Here is a 15,656-nt window from a genome sequence, read left to right on the forward strand (position 1 = left end):
CATGCAATTCGGAATCTTCACCGTCAGCGACATCACGCAGAACCCGACGACCGGCCGGACGCCGACTGAGCATGAGCGCATCACCGACGTGCTGACCATCGCGCAGCACGCCGAGGAGGTCGGCCTCGACGTCTTCGCGCTCGGCGAGCACCACAACCCGCCGTTCTTCTCCTCATCGCCCACGACGACGCTCGCCTACATCGCGGCGAAGACCTCGAAGCTGCAGCTCTCGACGGCGACGACCCTCATCACGACGAACGACCCGGTGAAGATCGCCGAGGACTTCGCGATGCTCCAGCACGTCGCCGACGGTCGCGTCGATCTCATGCTGGGCCGCGGCAACACCGGTCCCGTATACCCCTGGTTCGGCAAGGACATCCGCCAGGGCATCAACCTCGCCATCGAGAACTACGCGCTGCTCCACCGGCTGTGGCGCGAGGACTTCGTCGATTGGGAGGGGCAGTTCCGCACGCCCCTGCAGGGCTTCCAGTCGACGCCGCGTCCCCTCGACGATGTGCCGCCGTTCGTGTGGCACGGGTCGATCCGCAGCCCCGAGATCGCCGAGCAGGCCGCCTACTACGGCGATGGCTTCTTCGCGAACCACATCTTCTGGCCGGCCTCGCACACGCAGCGCATGATCGCCCTCTACCGCCAGCGCTTCGAGCACTACGAGCACGGCACCGCCGAACAGGCGATCGTCGGCCTCGGCGGTCAGGTGTTCATGCGCAAGAACTCGCAGGACGCGGTGCGTGAGTTCCGCCCGTACTTCGACAACGCGCCGGTGTACGGCCACGGGCCGAGCCTCGAGGAGTTCACCTCGCAGACGCCGCTCACCGTGGGCAGCCCGCAGGAGGTCATCGACAAGACGCTCGGCTTCCGCGACTACGTCGGCGACTACCAGCGCCAGCTGTTCCTCATGGACCACGCCGGCCTGCCGCTGAAGACGGTGCTCGAGCAGCTCGACCTGCTCGGTTCCGAGGTCGTGCCGGTGCTGCGCCGGGAGTTCGCCAAGAACCGCCCGGCGACGGTTCCGGATGCCCCGACGCACGCCTCGCTCGTCGTGGCTCGCAACGCGGCGACCGCAGCATCTGCCGATGCCGCGCCCAAGGGCGCCGCGTTCGGCGCCGCCGCCGTGAAGGGAGCCTGAAATGACCACGCGCACCCTCGCGGTCGTCTCGGCCGGCCTCAGCCAGCCGTCGTCGACCCGCATGCTCGCCGACAAGCTCGCCGACCAGACGGTGGCGAAGCTCAAGGCCGAGGGCATCGACACGACCGTCGAGACCTTCGAGCTGCGCGACGTCGCGACCGACGTCATGAACCACATGCTGACGGGCTTCCCGAGCCCGAAGCTCGAGGCCGTCATCGAGGCCGTCACGGGTGCCGACGGCCTCATCGCCGTCACGCCGATCTTCACGACGAGCTACTCGGGCCTGTTCAAGTCGTTCTTCGACGTCATCGACAGCGCCGCGCTCGCCGGCATGCCGGTCGCGATCGGCGCGACCGCCGGCACGCCGCGCCATTCGCTCGCGCTCGACTACGCCCTTCGGCCGATGTTCACCTACCTGCACGCAACCGTCGTGCCGACGGGCGTGTTCGCCGCGACGAGCGACTGGGGCGACGCGGCCGACTCGGTGAAGACGCTGCCCGCCCGCATCGATCGTGCCGCGGGTGAGCTCGCCGCACTGGTGGCCGCGAGCGACCGGTCGACGACGGTGCGAGACCCGTTCGCGCTCGACCGGCCCTTCGGGCACCTCATCGGCGGGCTCGCGGGGGAGTGATCGAGCGGATGCCGCGGGCGAGCGCTTCGCTCGCGGCATCCGATGCTCAGGGCTCCTCGACGACGTCGGTGGGCCGCCGCGAATCGCGTCGCAGCGCGTCGAGATCGCATGCCGAGCTCGCGGGCGGCGCGAGCGGTCACCCGTGAGTCGCGTGCAAGGTCGCTCAGTCGTCGAGCACGAAACTGACCTCGAGCACCACGGACCACGCCGTGATCTTGCCCTCGGTCGCCTCGACCTTCTGCTCCTTCACCCACGCGCCGCTGACATGGCGCAGCGTCTGCGCGGCGCGTTCGATCCCGGTTGCGACAGCATCTTCGAAGCTGGTGTCCGAACGAACAGTGATGGTGGTGACCCTTGCGACGGATGACATGGCGTTTCTCCTTGATCGGTCAGGTGTACTTCAGGGCAATCATCCGCCGTTCACCGGCTGAACGCGAGGGCTTGACGCGTCGGACGCCAGAGCACGACGCTGCGCCGACGGGCGGGCGAACGGCATCCGTCGTCTTGGTGAACCCTCGCCGTCGCGAGGCGGTTCCGGCCGTCGCGGAGCTCGGCCGCCGTCACGCTGGGATCGTGAAGGTCCTCCTCCTCGCCGAATCGTTCCTCCCGCACATGAACGGGGTGACGCATTCGCTGCTGCAGGTGCTTCGTCACCTCGAACGGCGTGGCCACGACTCGCTCGTGGTGGCGCCGCGGTCCGGCCCCATCGACCACACCCTCTACGGCGCACGTGCCGTGCTGCTGCCGTCGATGCCGCTGCCGAGCTACCCCGACGTGCGTGTGACACTCGCGACCGCCAATCGACTCGCCTCCGTCATGCGCGAGCACCGGGCTGACGTGGTGCACCTGGCGTCACCGTTCGTGCTCGGCTGGCGGGGCGTGCTCGCCGCCGAGTCGCTCAGCGTGCCGACCGTCGCCGTCTACCAGACGGACATCCCCGCCTATGCCGAGCGTTACGGCGTGCCGGGCGCCGCGCCGGCGTTGACCCGGCACCTCGGCCGGCTGCACCGCCGTGCCACGCTCACGCTCGCGCCGTCGTCGTCGGCCATCGAGCGGCTCGCGTCGGTCGGCGTCGACCGCATGCGCCTCTGGCGACGTGGCGTCGACACGGAGCGGTTCGCTCCCGAGCGGCGCAGCGACGACTGGCGTCGCGAGGCGGCCCCCGGCGGGGAGCTCATCGCCGGGTACGTCGGCAGGCTCGCACCCGAGAAGCAGGTCGAGGACCTGCAGGCGATCGCCGGCCTGCCGGGCGTCCGGCTCGTGATCATCGGCGACGGCCCGTCGAGGGCGGCGCTCGAGCGGCTGCTGCCCTCCGCGCACTTCGCCGGGTTCCTCGACGGCGACGAGCTCGCCCGTGCGACCGCGAGCCTCGACGTGTTCGTGCATCCGGGGGAGAGCGAGACGTTCTGCCAGACCATCCAGGAGGCGCTCGCCAGCGGCGTCCCCGTCGTCGCGACCGGGCGCGGCGGCCCCCTCGACCTCGTGCAGAGCAGCGTCAACGGATGGCTCTACCGCCCGGGAGACCTCGACGACCTGCGGGATCGGGTGCGCGACCTCGTCGGCGACGACGCGAAGCGGCGCGCGTTCGGCGAGCGCGCACGTGAGTCGGTGGCAGGACGCAGCTGGAGCCGTCTCGGCGACGAGCTCCTCGACCACTACGAGGAGGCGCGCCGCCTCCCTTCGATGCGGCCGGTTCGCTCACGTGGGTCGCACGCCGGCGCGATCGCCCGGCGCAGGGCCGGGGGCGCGGTGATCGGCGACCCGATCACGACGGTGTCGACGGATGCCCCCGGTGCCGACGTCGACGGAACCGATCGCGCCGCCCGGCGTTCCCGCTTCGCGCCGGTGGCGGCGCTACGTCGCCGTCGGCGACTCGCTGACCGAGGGTCTCTGCGACGTCTCCCGGATGCCGGACGGCGAGTACCGCGGCTGGGCCGACCGGCTCGCACTGCTGCTCGCGCTCGCGAGTCCCTCGTCGGCGCCGGTCTCGTATGCGAATCTCGCGGTACGGAGCCGCAAGGTGCGTGACGTCGTCGAGGTGCAGCTCGCGGAGGCCGAAGCACTCGGCGCCGATCTCGTCTCGGTGCTCGTCGGCGCGAACGACCTCGTCGGAGCACGCGTCGACCCCGTGCGGCTCGCCGATCGCCTGGAGGAGCGCATCGCCTCGATCCGTGCGGCGGGCGCCGACGTGCTGCTCGTGACGCCGTTCATGCCCCAGCGGCCGGCGACGACGCTCTTCCGACGCCGGTTCGCGGCGTACAACGCGCGGCTCCGCGCGATGGCAGAGCGAACCGGGTCGATGCTGCTCGAGGTGACCGCGGACTCGGAGCTCGTCGCCCTCGACCGATGGGCCGAGGATCGCGTGCACCTGAACTCCACCGGCCACCGCGGTCTCGCGTATGCCGCCGCACGGGTGCTCGGCGTGCCCGACGCGAGCGAACTCGGCGCGCTGGAGCTCGCCGTGCACCGCGCGGACGAGGATCAGCCGGCTCGTGGCGTGGGTGACCTCGAGTGGTTGCGCAAGCACGCGGCACCGTGGGTGCTGCGTCGCCTCCGCGGCCGTGTGGCGGGTGACGGACGAGGTCCGAAGCGGGCCGCGCTCGAGCCGGTGATCCGGCCGGGCGGGTGACTAGCCGCTCTTGCGGCGGAACTCGCGCTTGTGGTCGGCCGGGCCCTGCGTGTGCTGGGCGCCGCCGCCGCCGTCGAGGTGCGATTCGCCCTCTCGCTGCTTCGAGGCCTTGTTCTTGCGATCGAGGGCCTCGCGGAACTTGCGCTTCGTCTCCTCGGAGGGGCCAGTGGTGCTCTGCTCGTCGGAACTCATGCATTCGAGTCTGCCATGGATGCGAGGGGTGCACGGCGCAGGCCCGCGTCGGGAGCGTGCCGCGCTCACGGGACATCCGCGGTTCATGGGCCGGAAATCGCCACTCTGCTAGCATTGGGTCGGTACCCGATGGGTTGCCCTCGTCTGGAGTGCCGCGAACGCGGCGCGACATCCGTTCGGATGCAGGCGAGCAACTGAACATCGAGCACCGATGGAGCAGGCCGGCAGGAAGCTGGTCCCCTGTGGTGGATCACCAACGACGAGCGTCGGGTGGTGGACTTCTACTGGTGGCCAGCGTGAGCGCATCGTCTGATGCGTTTCGTAATGCCTGTTCCCTGCTCCGGAGTATGAGTCGCGCCCACACGGGGTGCGACGTAAAACAAAGGAGAAGACCTCTTGGAAGGTCCTGAAATCACGTTCGCCGAAGCCGTCATCGACAACGGCAAGTTCGGCACCCGCACCATCCGCTTTGAGACCGGCCGTCTCGCCCAGCAGGCGCAGGGATCCGCCGTCGCCTACATCGACGAAGAGACCATGCTGCTGTCGGCGACCTCCGTCTCCAAGCAGCCGAAGGAGCACTTCGACTTCTTCCCGCTCACGATCGACGTCGAAGAGCGCATGTACGCCGCGGGCCGCATCCCCGGCTCGTTCTTCCGTCGTGAGGGCCGCCCCTCGACCGAGGCGATCCTCACCTGCCGCCTCATCGACCGCCCCCTGCGCCCCTCGTTCGTCGAGGGCCTCCGCAACGAGGTGCAGGTCGTCGTCACCGTGCTCGCCATCGAGCCCGACGAGTACTACGACGTGCTCGCGATCAACGCCGCGTCGCTCTCGACGCAGCTCTCGGGCCTGCCGTTCTCCGGCCCGGTCGGCGGCGTCCGCGTCGCGCTCATCGACGGCCAGTGGGTCGCGTTCCCGAAGTACTCGCAGATCGAGGACGCCGTGTTCAGCATGGTCGTCGCCGGTCGCGTGGTCACCGAGGCCGACGGCTCGCAGGACGTCGCGATCATGATGATCGAGGCCGAGGCCACCGACAACGCGTGGAACCTGATCCAGGCCGGCGCGACGAAGCCCGACGAGGCGGTCATCGCGCAGGGCATCGAGGCGTCGAAGCCGTTCATCAAGCAGCTCGTCGAGGCGCAGCAGTCGGTCGCCAAGACCGCAGCCAAGCCCACCGCCGACTACCCGACGTTCCCGCCCTACCAGCCGGGCACGAAGAGCGTCGTCGAGGCGATCGCGCTCGAGGAGCTCAAGGGCATCTACCAGATCGCCGGCAAGGTCGAGCGCCAGAACGCCGACGACGAGCTCAAGGCCCGCGTCAAGGCCGAGGTCGCCGAGAAGGTGTCGAACGGCGAGCTCCCGCAGTCCGCCAACGATGAGGTCTCCGCTGCCTACAAGTCGGTCACGAAGCACGTCGTGCGCTCGCGGGTCCTCGAAGAGGGCGTCCGCATCGACGGCCGCGGCCTCGCCGACATCCGTCCGCTCGATGCCGAGGTGCAGGTCGTGCCCCGCGTGCACGGCTCAGCCATCTTCCAGCGCGGCGAGACCCAGATCATGGGCATCACCACGCTGAACATGCTGAAGCTCGAACAGCAGATCGACTCGCTGAGCCCGGTCACCAAGAAGCGCTACATGCACAACTACAACTTCCCGCCGTACTCGACGGGTGAGACGGGTCGTGTCGGTTCGCCGAAGCGTCGTGAGATCGGGCACGGCGCACTCGCCGAGCGCGCGCTCATGCCGGTGCTGCCCACGCGCGAGGAGTTCCCCTACGCGATCCGCCAGGTCTCCGAGGCGCTCGGCTCCAACGGATCGACCTCCATGGGCTCGGTCTGCGCGTCCACGCTGTCGCTGCTCAACGCCGGTGTGCCGCTGCGCGCCCCGGTCGCCGGCATCGCGATGGGCCTCATCTCCGACACCGTGAACGGCGAGACCCGCTACGCGGCCCTCACCGACATCCTCGGTGCGGAAGACGCGCTCGGCGACATGGACTTCAAGGTCGCCGGCACGTCGGAGTTCGTCACGGCGATCCAGCTCGACACGAAGCTCGACGGCATCCCCGCGTCGGTGCTCTCCGGCGCGCTGACGCAGGCGAAGGACGCCCGCACGACGATCCTCGCCGTGCTCAACGCCGCGATCGACGGCCCCGACGAGATGGCCGCCACGGCGCCTCGCGTCATCTCGGTGCAGATCCCCGTCGACAAGATCGGCGAGCTGATCGGCCCGAAGGGCAAGACGATCAACGCGATCCAAGACGAGACCGGCGCCGACATCTCCATCGAGGAAGACGGCACCGTCTACATCGGCGCGACCGACGGCCCCTCGGCCGAGGCCGCCCGTGCCCAGGTCAACGCCATCGCGAACCCGACGAACCCCGAGGTCGGTGAGCAGTTCCTCGGCACGGTCGTGAAGATCGCCGCCTTCGGCGCGTTCGTCTCGCTGCTCCCCGGCAAAGACGGGCTGCTGCACATCTCAGAGGTGCGAAAGCTCGCCGGCGGCAAGCGCGTCGAGAACGTCGACGACGTGCTCGGCGTCGGCCAGAAGATCCTCGTCGAGATCACGAAGATCGACGACCGCGGAAAGCTCTCGCTCGCCCCGGTGCTGGCCGAAGACGCCGACACCGACGGCCGCGACTCGAGCGGCGTGCACGCCGAGGAGCCCGCAGAGGGCGTCGACGCGTAGTCGATCGTCTCGTTCGGATGCCCGTCCTGCTTCGGCAGGGCGGGCATCCGTCGTCTCGGCCCCCTTCAGGCGCCGGCGAGCCTCGCGAGCGTCGCATCGGCGAGGCGGCCGGCGCTGCCGGGCGCGAGGTCGAAGTAGAGCATCGGTTCGATGAGCTCCAGCTCGAGCACCGCGAGGCGCCCGTCGACGCGCACGACATCGAATCTGGCGTAGAGCAGGTCGAAGGGCAGGCGGGCGAGCATCGCCTCCACCTCGGCCGCGTCACCGGCGCTCGCAGCCGCTGCGACGACCGTGCCGCCGTAGATCCCGTGTGCACGGAAGTCGCCCTTCGCCGGCCGCTTGCGCAGCACATGGCTCAGTGCTCCGCCGACGAAGATGAACGAGAGCTCTCCCTCGTCGAGGATCGCGTCGACGAAGGGTTGCACCATCACCTCGGTGCCGGACGGAATGGCTTGGAGCACGTCCTCGAGCGACGCCAGGTCGGTGCGCACGACACCCGACCCTCCGACGCCGACGGCGGGCTTCAGCACGAGTTCGCGCCACCCCGAATCGGTGATCGCTGCGCGGATCCGGGTCGCATCGGCAGGCGTTCCGCGAACGAGCGGCACGATGGGGACGCCCAGCCGGTCGAGGTCGTCGAGGTAGCGCTTGTCGGCATTCCACCGCACGGCGTCCGGCGGATTGAGGAGCATGCAGCCCGACCGTTCGATCGCCGCAGCCGTCTCGAGGAACCGCGCGGGGCGGTCGACGTAATCCCAGGTGCTGCGCAATACGGCCGCGTCGTACGCTCTCCAATCGGCAGCGGGGTCGCTCCACGCCACCGGCTCGGCATCGACGCCGCGCTCGGCGAACGCCTCGATGAGCCGCCGGTCGTCGCCGAACAGCGACTCCACGTCGGATATCTCCCACGTCACGAACCGCGGGAGCCGCTCGCACCGGAGCACCGCGACGCGCATCGGTGTCACGCCGTGCGGTCGAGGAGCGGGCCCAGCCGGTAGGGGATCAGCTCTCCCATGGCGAGCGACGTCTCGGTGCGCTCGACCCCGTCGATCGCGAGGATCTCGCCGTCGATGCGGAAGAGGTCGTGGGCATCACGGCAGACGACGCGCACGAGCAGGTCGACGGCGCCGGAGAGCCCGTGCGCCTGGATGACCTCGGGGATCTCGGCGATCTCGTCGACGACATCGCGCAGTCGCTTCTGCCGCACATGCACGGCGATGAACGCCTCGAGCGGATAGCCGAGCGGCGCCGGGTCCATGCTGCGCTCGAAGGAGAGGAAGGCGCCGGATGCCTCGAGGCGCGACATCCGCGCCTGCACCGTGTTGCGCGAGAGGCCGAGCTGGTCGGCCAGCGCCACGACGGTCGCCCTGGGGTCGGGGGCGAGGGCGACGAGGAGGGCCCGGTCGATCGCGTCATAACCGCTCATATCGCCACACGATAGCACCTGAATCGCGGTTGCAACTTGGCAACATGCTCAACGGCGGCTCGCTCGGTTGAGCTGTGTGCCAGATCGACGTAGGCTCAAGTATCCGGCAGAGTTGCCGGGCGCGGGCCGCCCACGAAGCAGGCCCGCCGATAGCGAGGATCGACGATGACCCCATCCGACCGAGACGCCACCGGGCTGTTGACCCGCCCCGACGACTTCGTGCAACTCGTGAGCCCCACCGGCGAGCGGCGCGCGAACGCGGACTTCGATGCCTGGATCACCGACATCGACGCCGCCGCCCTCGGTCGCCTCTACCGCGACATGGCCATCGTGCGCCGGCTCGACACCGAGGCCACCGCACTGCAGCGACAGGGCGAGCTCGGGCTCTGGCCGCCCCTCGCCGGCCAGGAGGCCGCCCAGATCGGTTCGGCACGCGCGCTTCGCGACGACGACTTCGCCTTCTCGAGCTACCGCGAGCACGCCGTGGCGTGGTGCCGCGGCGTCGAGCCGGCCGAGCTCCTCACGGTCTGGCGCGGCACGGCGTCCTCGGGCTGGAACCCCTTCGACCGCGGCATGGCCGTGCCGCAGATCATCATCGGCGCGCAGGCGCTGCACGCGACCGGCTGGGCGATGGGCGCCGCTTGGGAGGGGTCGGACGCCGCGGCAGTCGCCTACTTCGGCGACGGCGCCACGAGCGAGGGCGACGTGAACGAGGCCCTCGTCTTCGCCGCGAGCTTCGACGCCCCCGTCGTCTTCTTCTGCCAGAACAACCAGTGGGCGATCTCCGAGCCCGTCGGCCTGCAATCGAAGCAGCACCTCGCACGCCGCGCCGATGGCTTCGGGATGCCCGGCATCCGAGTCGACGGCAACGACGTGCTGGCCGTGCTCGCCGCGACCCGCATCGCGCTCGACCGTGCACGGCGCGGCGATGGGCCGACGTTCATCGAGGCCGTCACCTACCGCATGGGACCGCACACGACGGCCGACGACCCCAAGCGCTACCGCACCGATGACGAGCTCGCCGACTGGCGGGCGCGCGACCCGCTCACCCGCGTGCTGGCCCTGCTCGAGGCATCCGGCGTCGACGTCGCGGGCTTCGAGCGCGACGTCGCGGCCGAGGCCGATGTCGCCGCGACGGAGCTCCGCGCCGCGGTCACGACGATCCCCGACCCCGCACCGCTCAGCGTCTTCGACCATGTCTACGCCGAGCCGAACAGCCACGTCGACCGCCAGCGCGACCACTACACGCGCTACCTGGCGCTGTTCGATGACCCGGATGCCGCGGCATCCGGTGCTGCCGAAGGAGCCGCACGATGACGACGCTCACCCTCGCGAAAGCCCTGAACGCCGGCCTCCGGCGCTCGCTCGCCGGCGACGACAAGGTCGTGCTGATGGGTGAGGACATCGGTACCCTGGGCGGGGTGTTCCGGGTCACCGACGGACTGAAGGCCGAGTTCGGCGCGAACCGCGTCGTCGACACCCCCCTGTCGGAGGCCGGCATCGTCGGCACCGCCGTGGGGCTCGCGTACCGCGGCTTCCGCCCGGTCGTCGAGATCCAGTTCGACGGGTTCATCTACCCCGGCTTCGACCAGATCGTCGCCCAGGTCGCGAAGCTCCACTACCGCTCGCGCGGCAACGTGCGCATGCCGATCACGATTCGCGTGCCGTTCGGGGGCGGCATCGGCGCGGCCGAGCATCACTCGGAGTCGCCCGAGGCGTACTTCGCCCACACCGCGGGGCTCCGCGTCGTCGCGTGCTCCAACCCCGCCGACGCCTACGTCATGATCCAGCAGGCCATCGCGAGCGACGACCCGGTGCTCTTCTTCGAGCCAAAGCGCCGCTATCACGTGAAGGGCGAGGTCGATGAGACCGCGAGCGTCGCCGACGCGCGCCCCATGGGCGTCGCGACGACCATCACGAACGGCACCGACGTCACGCTCGTGACCTACGGCGCCCTCGTGCAGACCGCGCGAGACGCGGCCATCGCGGCGGCCGAAGACGGGGTCTCGATCGAGGTCATCGACCTGCGATCGCTCGCGCCCGTCGACTATGCGACGGTCGAGGCATCCGTGCGCCGTACCGGACGCCTCGTGGTCACCCACGAGGCCGGCCAGCAGGGCGGCGTCGGGGCCGAGATCGCCGCGAGCATCACCGAGCGGTGCTTCGAGTTCCTCGAGGCCGCGCCGGTGCGCGTGACCGGCCACGACATCCCGTACCCGCCGGCGAAGCTCGAGCGGCACCACCTGCCCGACCTCGACCGCATCCTCGACGGCGTCGACCGGGTGCTCGGGCGTCCGAACTCGCTGAGCGGGGTGGAGGCGTGACGAGCATGATCCGCGACTTCGCACTGCCCGACCTCGGTGAGGGTCTCACCGAGTCCGAAATCGTCGCCTGGCGGGTCGCCGTGGGCGATCGCGTCGAGCTCAACCAGATCATCGCCGACGTCGAGACGGCCAAGGCCGTCGTCGAGCTGCCGTCGCCGTTCACCGGCGTCGTCACGGCCTTGCACGCCGCCGAGGGCGAGACCATCGACGTCGGCGCGCCGCTCTTCTCCTGCGAGACGGGCGACGGCCCCGTCTCCGTCGCCGACGAGCCTGACGCCGCGGGCCGAGAGCCGGCTGCTGCGGCGGCTGCGACGACGGCGACGTCGTCGAGCGAGGCGACCCCGGTGACGGATGCCGCGCCCGGGCCGAACCTCGTCGGCTACGGCGCCCGCGACGAGGGCGGTCCGAAGCGCCGCACCCGCCGCAGCGCGTCGCTCGTGGATGAGCTCGTACCATCGATCCCCGCCGGCGGCGAGGTCGCGCCCTCGCCGGAGACCGCACCCGCACCTGCGGGGGTGCCGTCGGCTGATGGCCACGGCACGCGTGAGCGCCCCGCCGAGCGGCCGCGCTCCACGCCGCCGGTGCGCAAGCTCGCACGCGACCTCGGCGTCGACCTCGAGGCCGTGACCGGCACGGGGGAGCGCGGGCTCATCACGCGTGACGACGTCGAGCTCGCGGCATCCGCTCAGCCGCTCGCCGCGGCGGAGCCCACCGTCACGACACGCCGGGTTGCCGGGCCGCCGGCCGCCGGTGAGACGCGGATCCCGATCAAGGGCGTGCGCAAGCACACCGCGGCGGCGATGGTGCGCAGCGCGTTCACCGCACCGCACGTCACCGAGTTCCTCACGATCGACGTGACCGGCACGATGGAGCTCCTGCGGGGCATCCGCGACGATCGCGCCTTCGCGGGCCACAAGGTGACCCCGCTCGCGGTCGTCGCCAAGGCACTCTGCATCGCCGCTCGACGCACGCCCGAGGTCAACGCGCGCTGGGACGACGACGCGCAGGAGATCGTGCAGTTCGGCGGCGTGAACCTCGGCATCGCGGCGGCCACCGAACGCGGCCTCGTCGTGCCGAACGTCAAGGGCGCCGAGCGGCTCACGCTCATCGAGCTCGCCGACGCGATCACCGCGCTCGCCGAGACGGCTCGCGCCGGGCGGACGACCCCGGCCGACCTGTCGGGCGGCACCATCTCGATCACGAACATCGGGGTGTTCGGCATCGACGCGGGCACGCCGATCCTCAACCCCGGAGAAGCGGCGATCCTCGCCATGGGCGCCGTGCGCCGGCAGCCGTGGGAGCATCGCGGTGAGATCGCCCTGCGCGAGATCATGACGTTGAGCCTCTCGTTCGATCACCGGCTCGTCGACGGGGCGCAGGGATCACGGTTCCTCGCGGACATCGGCGCGATCCTCAGAGAGCCGGGTGTCGCGCTCACCATGGCGTGAACACCACGTCAGCGGGAGGATGTGCACATGGACCAACAGCGCATCCTCTCGCCTGACGATACCGCCGACGAACTCGCTGGCACCGCCTTCGTCCACGTCGGCGAACAGCTGGCCGGCGCGTACGCCACGGCCGACTTCGCGAGTGCCGTGCGTCTCGTCGACGCCGTCGCCGTCGTCGCCGATGAGGCCGATCACCATCCCGACATCCGGCTCGGCTGGGGCAGGGTCGAGTTCGAGCTCTCCTCGCACGATGTCGGGGGCGTGACCTCGCGCGACCTCGCGCTCGCCCGTCGCATCGGCGACATCGCCGAGGAGCAGGGCGCGAAACCCGGCAACTGAGCGCTCAGCGCGTGCGGGCGGCATCCGCCCGCCGCTCTCAGTCGAGCGTGTAGACGCGCTCCTCGAGCTCGGTACCGCGGGCGTTCGCGAAGCCGACCTCGATGGCGAGCTGCCGGAACCCGAGCTTCTCGAGCACTGCGATGGAGCCGGCGTTGTCGGAGGCGACGCGGGCACGCACCGGACGCTCGGGCAGGGAATCGATGAAGAGCCGCATCGCGCGGGTCGCGATGCCCTGGCCCCAGCGTTCGGGGTCGATCCAGTAGGTGATCTCGGCGAGGCCGTCGTCGAACCAGCGGGCGACGCTGCCCGCGATGTCGCCGTCGGCGCGGATGGTGCGCGCGTCGACGGCCGGGTCGGCGAGCAGGCGTTGCCAGTGCGCGTCGAACGATGCGCGGTCGTCGGGGTCTGCCGCCGTGAACGCGGCCATGTGCACCGCCCCGGGATGCCGCGCGAACTGGAACAGTGCGTCGAGATCGCCGGCGCGGGTCGCGCGCAGGGTCACGACATGAGGCTCGCCCATGCCATCTCCTCCAAGATGCCGCGGATGGTGCCGTCGGCGGGTCTGCGCCCAGGGATGCGGGCGCTGTGCGGAGTGGAGTTCAGGAGGCCGAAGGCCGCGTGAGCCCGGAACCTGAGCTCCGCCTCGGCCCGATCGGGCCGGAGTCGGGAGAGCACGTCGACCCAGTGTTCGACGTAGCGGCGCTGGAGGAGCCGCACCTCGTGCCGGGCACCGAGATCGAGCTGCTCGAGCTCGCGGTCCTGCACGAGGATGACATCGGCGTCGCCGAGCGCGAAGTCGACATGGTGGGCGATGAGCGAGCGGAGAGCGGATGCCTCGTCGGGTGCCTGTTCGAGCACCCGCTCGGCACCGTCGAGCAGTGCTTGGCTGGCGCCCTGCAGGATCGCGGCGAGCACGGCCGCCTTGCCGGGGAAGTGCCGGTAGACGGCCGGACCGGACACGCCGACCGCGGTGCCGAGGTCTTCGATGGTCACACCGGCGTAGCCGCGTTCGGCGAAGAGCGTCGCCGCCGCGCTGAGGATCGCGGCGCGACGGTCGGCCTTCTGGCGGCTGCGTTCGGTGAGAACGGGAACCGAAGCCGCGTCGGCGGCGCCGAGTGTGCTTGCCATGTCGGTGAGTGCTCGCTAACATCGGGAATCGAGTTAGTGCACACTAACCGAAATCCGGCGCCGTTCACAAGAGGACGCGCCGTCGACGAGGACAGGCGGACCGGATGGGAATCCTGCACACGGCCATCGACCCTGCAAGCGAGCGCGCCCGGGCGAATGCAGCGGCACTCGCCGAGCTCGTCGGCGAACTGCGTTCGCGGGTCGCGACCGCGGCGCTCGGCGGGCCGCAGGTGTCCCGCGAACGACACGTCGCACGCGGCAAGCTGCTGCCCCGCGACCGCGTCGACCGGCTGCTCGACGAGGGCAGCCCCTTCCTCGAGCTCTCGCCGCTCGCAGCCGAGGGCCTCTACGACGGCGACTCGCCGGGCGCCGGCATCATCACGGGAATCGGGCTCGTGCACGGGCGCCCGGTCATGGTGGTGTGCAACGACGCCACCGTCAAGGGCGGCACCTACTATCCGATGACCGTGAAGAAGCACCTCCGCGCCCAAGAGGTCGCCAAGGAGCACCGGCTGCCGTGCGTCTACCTGGTCGACTCGGGCGGCGCATTCCTCCCGCTGCAAGACGAGGTGTTCCCCGATCGCGAGCATTTCGGCCGGATCTTCTACAACCAGGCGCAGCTCTCGGCCGCGCGCATCCCGCAGCTCGCCGCCGTGCTCGGCTCGTGCACCGCGGGCGGCGCGTATGTGCCGGCCATGAGCGACGAGAGCGTCATCGTACGCAACCAGGGCACCATCTTCCTCGGCGGCCCGCCGCTCGTGAAGGCGGCCATCGGCGAGGTCGTCACACCCGAGGAGCTCGGTGGCGGTGAGCTGCACTCGCGCATCTCGGGCGTCACCGATCACCTCGCCGACGACGACGAGCACGCGCTCGAGATCCTGCGCGACATGGTCGCGACCCTGCCCGAGCAGGCGCCGCGGGCCTGGGCCGTGCGCGAGCCCCGCCCGCCCGCGGTCGACCCGGCCGGACTGACCGCGGCCGTGCCGGTCGACGTGCAGGAGCCCTACGACGTGCGCGAGGTGATCGCGCGGCTCGTCGACGGCAGCGAGTTCGCCGAGTTCAAGCGCGAGTACGGCGACACCCTCGTCACGGGCTTCGCGCATCTCGACGGGCACCCGGTGGGCATCATCGCGAACAACGGCGTGCTGTTCAGGGAATCGGCCATGAAGGGCGCCCACTTCATCGAGCTCTGCGACCAGCGGGGCATCCCGCTCGTCTTCCTGCAGAACATCTCGGGCTTCATGGTGGGCCGCGACGCCGAGGCGGGCGGCATCGCCAAGCACGGCGCGAAGATGGTCACCGCTGTGGCGACCACGCGTGTGCCGAAGTTCACGGTGGTGATCGGCGGTTCGTTCGGTGCGGGCAACTACTCCATGTGCGGCCGCGCGTACTCGCCGCGGTTCCTCTGGATGTGGCCGAACGCGCGCATCTCGGTGATGGGCGGCGAGCAGGCGGCATCCGTGCTCTCGACGGTCAAGCGCGACCAGCTCGCGGTCAAGGGCGAAGAGTGGTCGGATGCCGCAGCCGAGGCCTTCAAGGCGCCGATCCGCGCGCAGTACGACGACCAGGGCAGCCCGTATCACTCGACCGCACGGCTCTGGGACGACGGCATCATCGATCCGGCCGACACTCGCACGGTGCTCGCGATGGCCCTCGAGCTCGCGAGTCGCACCCCGCTGCCCGAGCCGGCGTTCGGCCTGTTCCGGATGTGAG

15 protein-coding genes and 1 pseudogene are annotated in these 15,656 nt (G+C 70.5%); 10 read left to right on the forward strand and 6 right to left on the reverse strand.

What is annotated here, in order from left to right:
* The first annotated feature begins 1 nt into the window (after position 1).
* Both QFZ26_RS16200 and QFZ26_RS16205 read left to right on the forward strand, forming a co-directional pair.
* Entirely contained in the window at positions 2-1,147 is a 1,146-nt protein-coding gene (locus tag QFZ26_RS16200; RefSeq protein WP_307043929.1) for an LLM class flavin-dependent oxidoreductase, read from the forward strand.
* A gap of 1 nt (position 1,148) precedes the next feature.
* Positions 1,149-1,778 carry an FMN reductase gene (locus QFZ26_RS16205; RefSeq protein ID WP_307043930.1) on the forward strand — a complete coding sequence of 210 codons (630 nt, stop codon included), beginning with the start codon at positions 1,149-1,151 and terminating at the stop codon, positions 1,776-1,778.
* Positions 1,779-1,941: 163 nt separating this feature from the next.
* Here QFZ26_RS16205 and QFZ26_RS16210 read toward each other — a convergent pair whose 3' ends face one another.
* Entirely contained in the window at positions 1,942-2,148 is a 207-nt protein-coding gene (locus QFZ26_RS16210; RefSeq protein ID WP_307043932.1) for a dodecin family protein, read from the reverse strand.
* Between the two features lie 242 nt (positions 2,149-2,390).
* Here QFZ26_RS16210 and QFZ26_RS16215 point away from each other — a divergent pair.
* Both QFZ26_RS16215 and QFZ26_RS16220 read left to right on the forward strand, forming a co-directional pair.
* Positions 2,391-3,332, forward strand: a pseudogene (locus QFZ26_RS16215) (glycosyltransferase family 4 protein); the annotation flags it as partial.
* A gap of 352 nt (positions 3,333-3,684) precedes the next feature.
* The gene (locus QFZ26_RS16220; protein WP_307043934.1) at positions 3,685-4,407 is read left to right on the forward strand and encodes an SGNH/GDSL hydrolase family protein; all 723 of its coding nucleotides are present in this window, start codon (positions 3,685-3,687) and stop codon (positions 4,405-4,407) included.
* On the opposite strand, the gene QFZ26_RS16225 is transcribed toward QFZ26_RS16220, so the two are convergent.
* Positions 4,408-4,599, reverse strand: coding sequence for a DUF5302 domain-containing protein (locus tag QFZ26_RS16225; protein WP_307043936.1), 192 nt, complete (start codon positions 4,597-4,599; stop codon positions 4,408-4,410).
* 396 nt (positions 4,600-4,995) lie between these two features.
* Between QFZ26_RS16225 and QFZ26_RS16230 the strand changes: the two genes are divergently transcribed.
* Positions 4,996-7,278 (forward strand): polyribonucleotide nucleotidyltransferase, encoded by a 2,283-nt coding sequence (locus tag QFZ26_RS16230; RefSeq protein WP_307043938.1) that lies wholly within the window; start codon positions 4,996-4,998, stop codon positions 7,276-7,278.
* 65 nt (positions 7,279-7,343) lie between these two features.
* On the opposite strand, the gene QFZ26_RS16235 is transcribed toward QFZ26_RS16230, so the two are convergent.
* Together QFZ26_RS16235 and QFZ26_RS16240 are read right to left on the reverse strand one after the other, a co-directional pair.
* Positions 7,344-8,234: an ATP-grasp domain-containing protein gene (locus QFZ26_RS16235; RefSeq protein WP_307045112.1), complete on the reverse strand. Its 891-nt coding sequence runs from the start codon at positions 8,232-8,234 to the stop codon at positions 7,344-7,346.
* A 5-nt stretch (positions 8,235-8,239) separates the two neighbouring features.
* The gene (locus tag QFZ26_RS16240) at positions 8,240-8,704 is read right to left on the reverse strand and encodes an Lrp/AsnC family transcriptional regulator (RefSeq protein WP_307043940.1); all 465 of its coding nucleotides are present in this window, start codon (positions 8,702-8,704) and stop codon (positions 8,240-8,242) included.
* 165 nt (positions 8,705-8,869) lie between these two features.
* Between QFZ26_RS16240 and pdhA the strand changes: the two genes are divergently transcribed.
* From pdhA to QFZ26_RS16260, 4 genes are read left to right on the forward strand one after another with little or no spacing between them, the layout of a single operon-like run.
* Entirely contained in the window at positions 8,870-10,021 is a 1,152-nt protein-coding gene (pdhA, locus tag QFZ26_RS16245) for a pyruvate dehydrogenase (acetyl-transferring) E1 component subunit alpha (RefSeq protein ID WP_307043942.1), read from the forward strand.
* Entirely contained in the window at positions 10,018-11,028 is a 1,011-nt protein-coding gene (locus QFZ26_RS16250; RefSeq protein ID WP_307043944.1) for an alpha-ketoacid dehydrogenase subunit beta, read from the forward strand. The genes pdhA and QFZ26_RS16250 overlap by 4 nt, the downstream gene beginning before the upstream one ends.
* A 5-nt stretch (positions 11,029-11,033) precedes the next feature.
* Positions 11,034-12,476, forward strand: a complete 1,443-nt coding sequence (locus QFZ26_RS16255) for a dihydrolipoamide acetyltransferase family protein (RefSeq protein WP_307043946.1) — start codon at positions 11,034-11,036, stop codon at positions 12,474-12,476.
* 27 nt (positions 12,477-12,503) lie between these two features.
* Entirely contained in the window at positions 12,504-12,815 is a 312-nt protein-coding gene (locus tag QFZ26_RS16260; RefSeq protein WP_307043948.1) for a 4a-hydroxytetrahydrobiopterin dehydratase, read from the forward strand.
* A gap of 37 nt (positions 12,816-12,852) precedes the next feature.
* Here QFZ26_RS16260 and QFZ26_RS16265 read toward each other — a convergent pair whose 3' ends face one another.
* Positions 12,853-13,335, reverse strand: a complete 483-nt coding sequence (locus QFZ26_RS16265) for a GNAT family N-acetyltransferase (RefSeq protein ID WP_307043949.1) — start codon at positions 13,333-13,335, stop codon at positions 12,853-12,855.
* On the reverse strand, positions 13,314-13,943 hold the full coding sequence (locus QFZ26_RS16270; RefSeq protein WP_307043951.1) for a TetR/AcrR family transcriptional regulator: 630 nt from the start codon (positions 13,941-13,943) through the stop codon (positions 13,314-13,316). Before QFZ26_RS16270 ends, QFZ26_RS16265 begins: the two co-directional genes overlap by 22 nt.
* A 104-nt stretch (positions 13,944-14,047) precedes the next feature.
* Here QFZ26_RS16270 and QFZ26_RS16275 point away from each other — a divergent pair, with 104 nt between their 5' ends.
* Positions 14,048-15,655, forward strand: a complete 1,608-nt coding sequence (locus tag QFZ26_RS16275; RefSeq protein ID WP_307043953.1) for a carboxyl transferase domain-containing protein — start codon at positions 14,048-14,050, stop codon at positions 15,653-15,655.
* Position 15,656: the final 1 nt, after the last annotated feature.

This window comes from Agromyces ramosus (assembly GCF_030817175.1).
Taxonomy (GTDB): domain Bacteria; phylum Actinomycetota; class Actinomycetes; order Actinomycetales; family Microbacteriaceae; genus Agromyces; species Agromyces ramosus_A.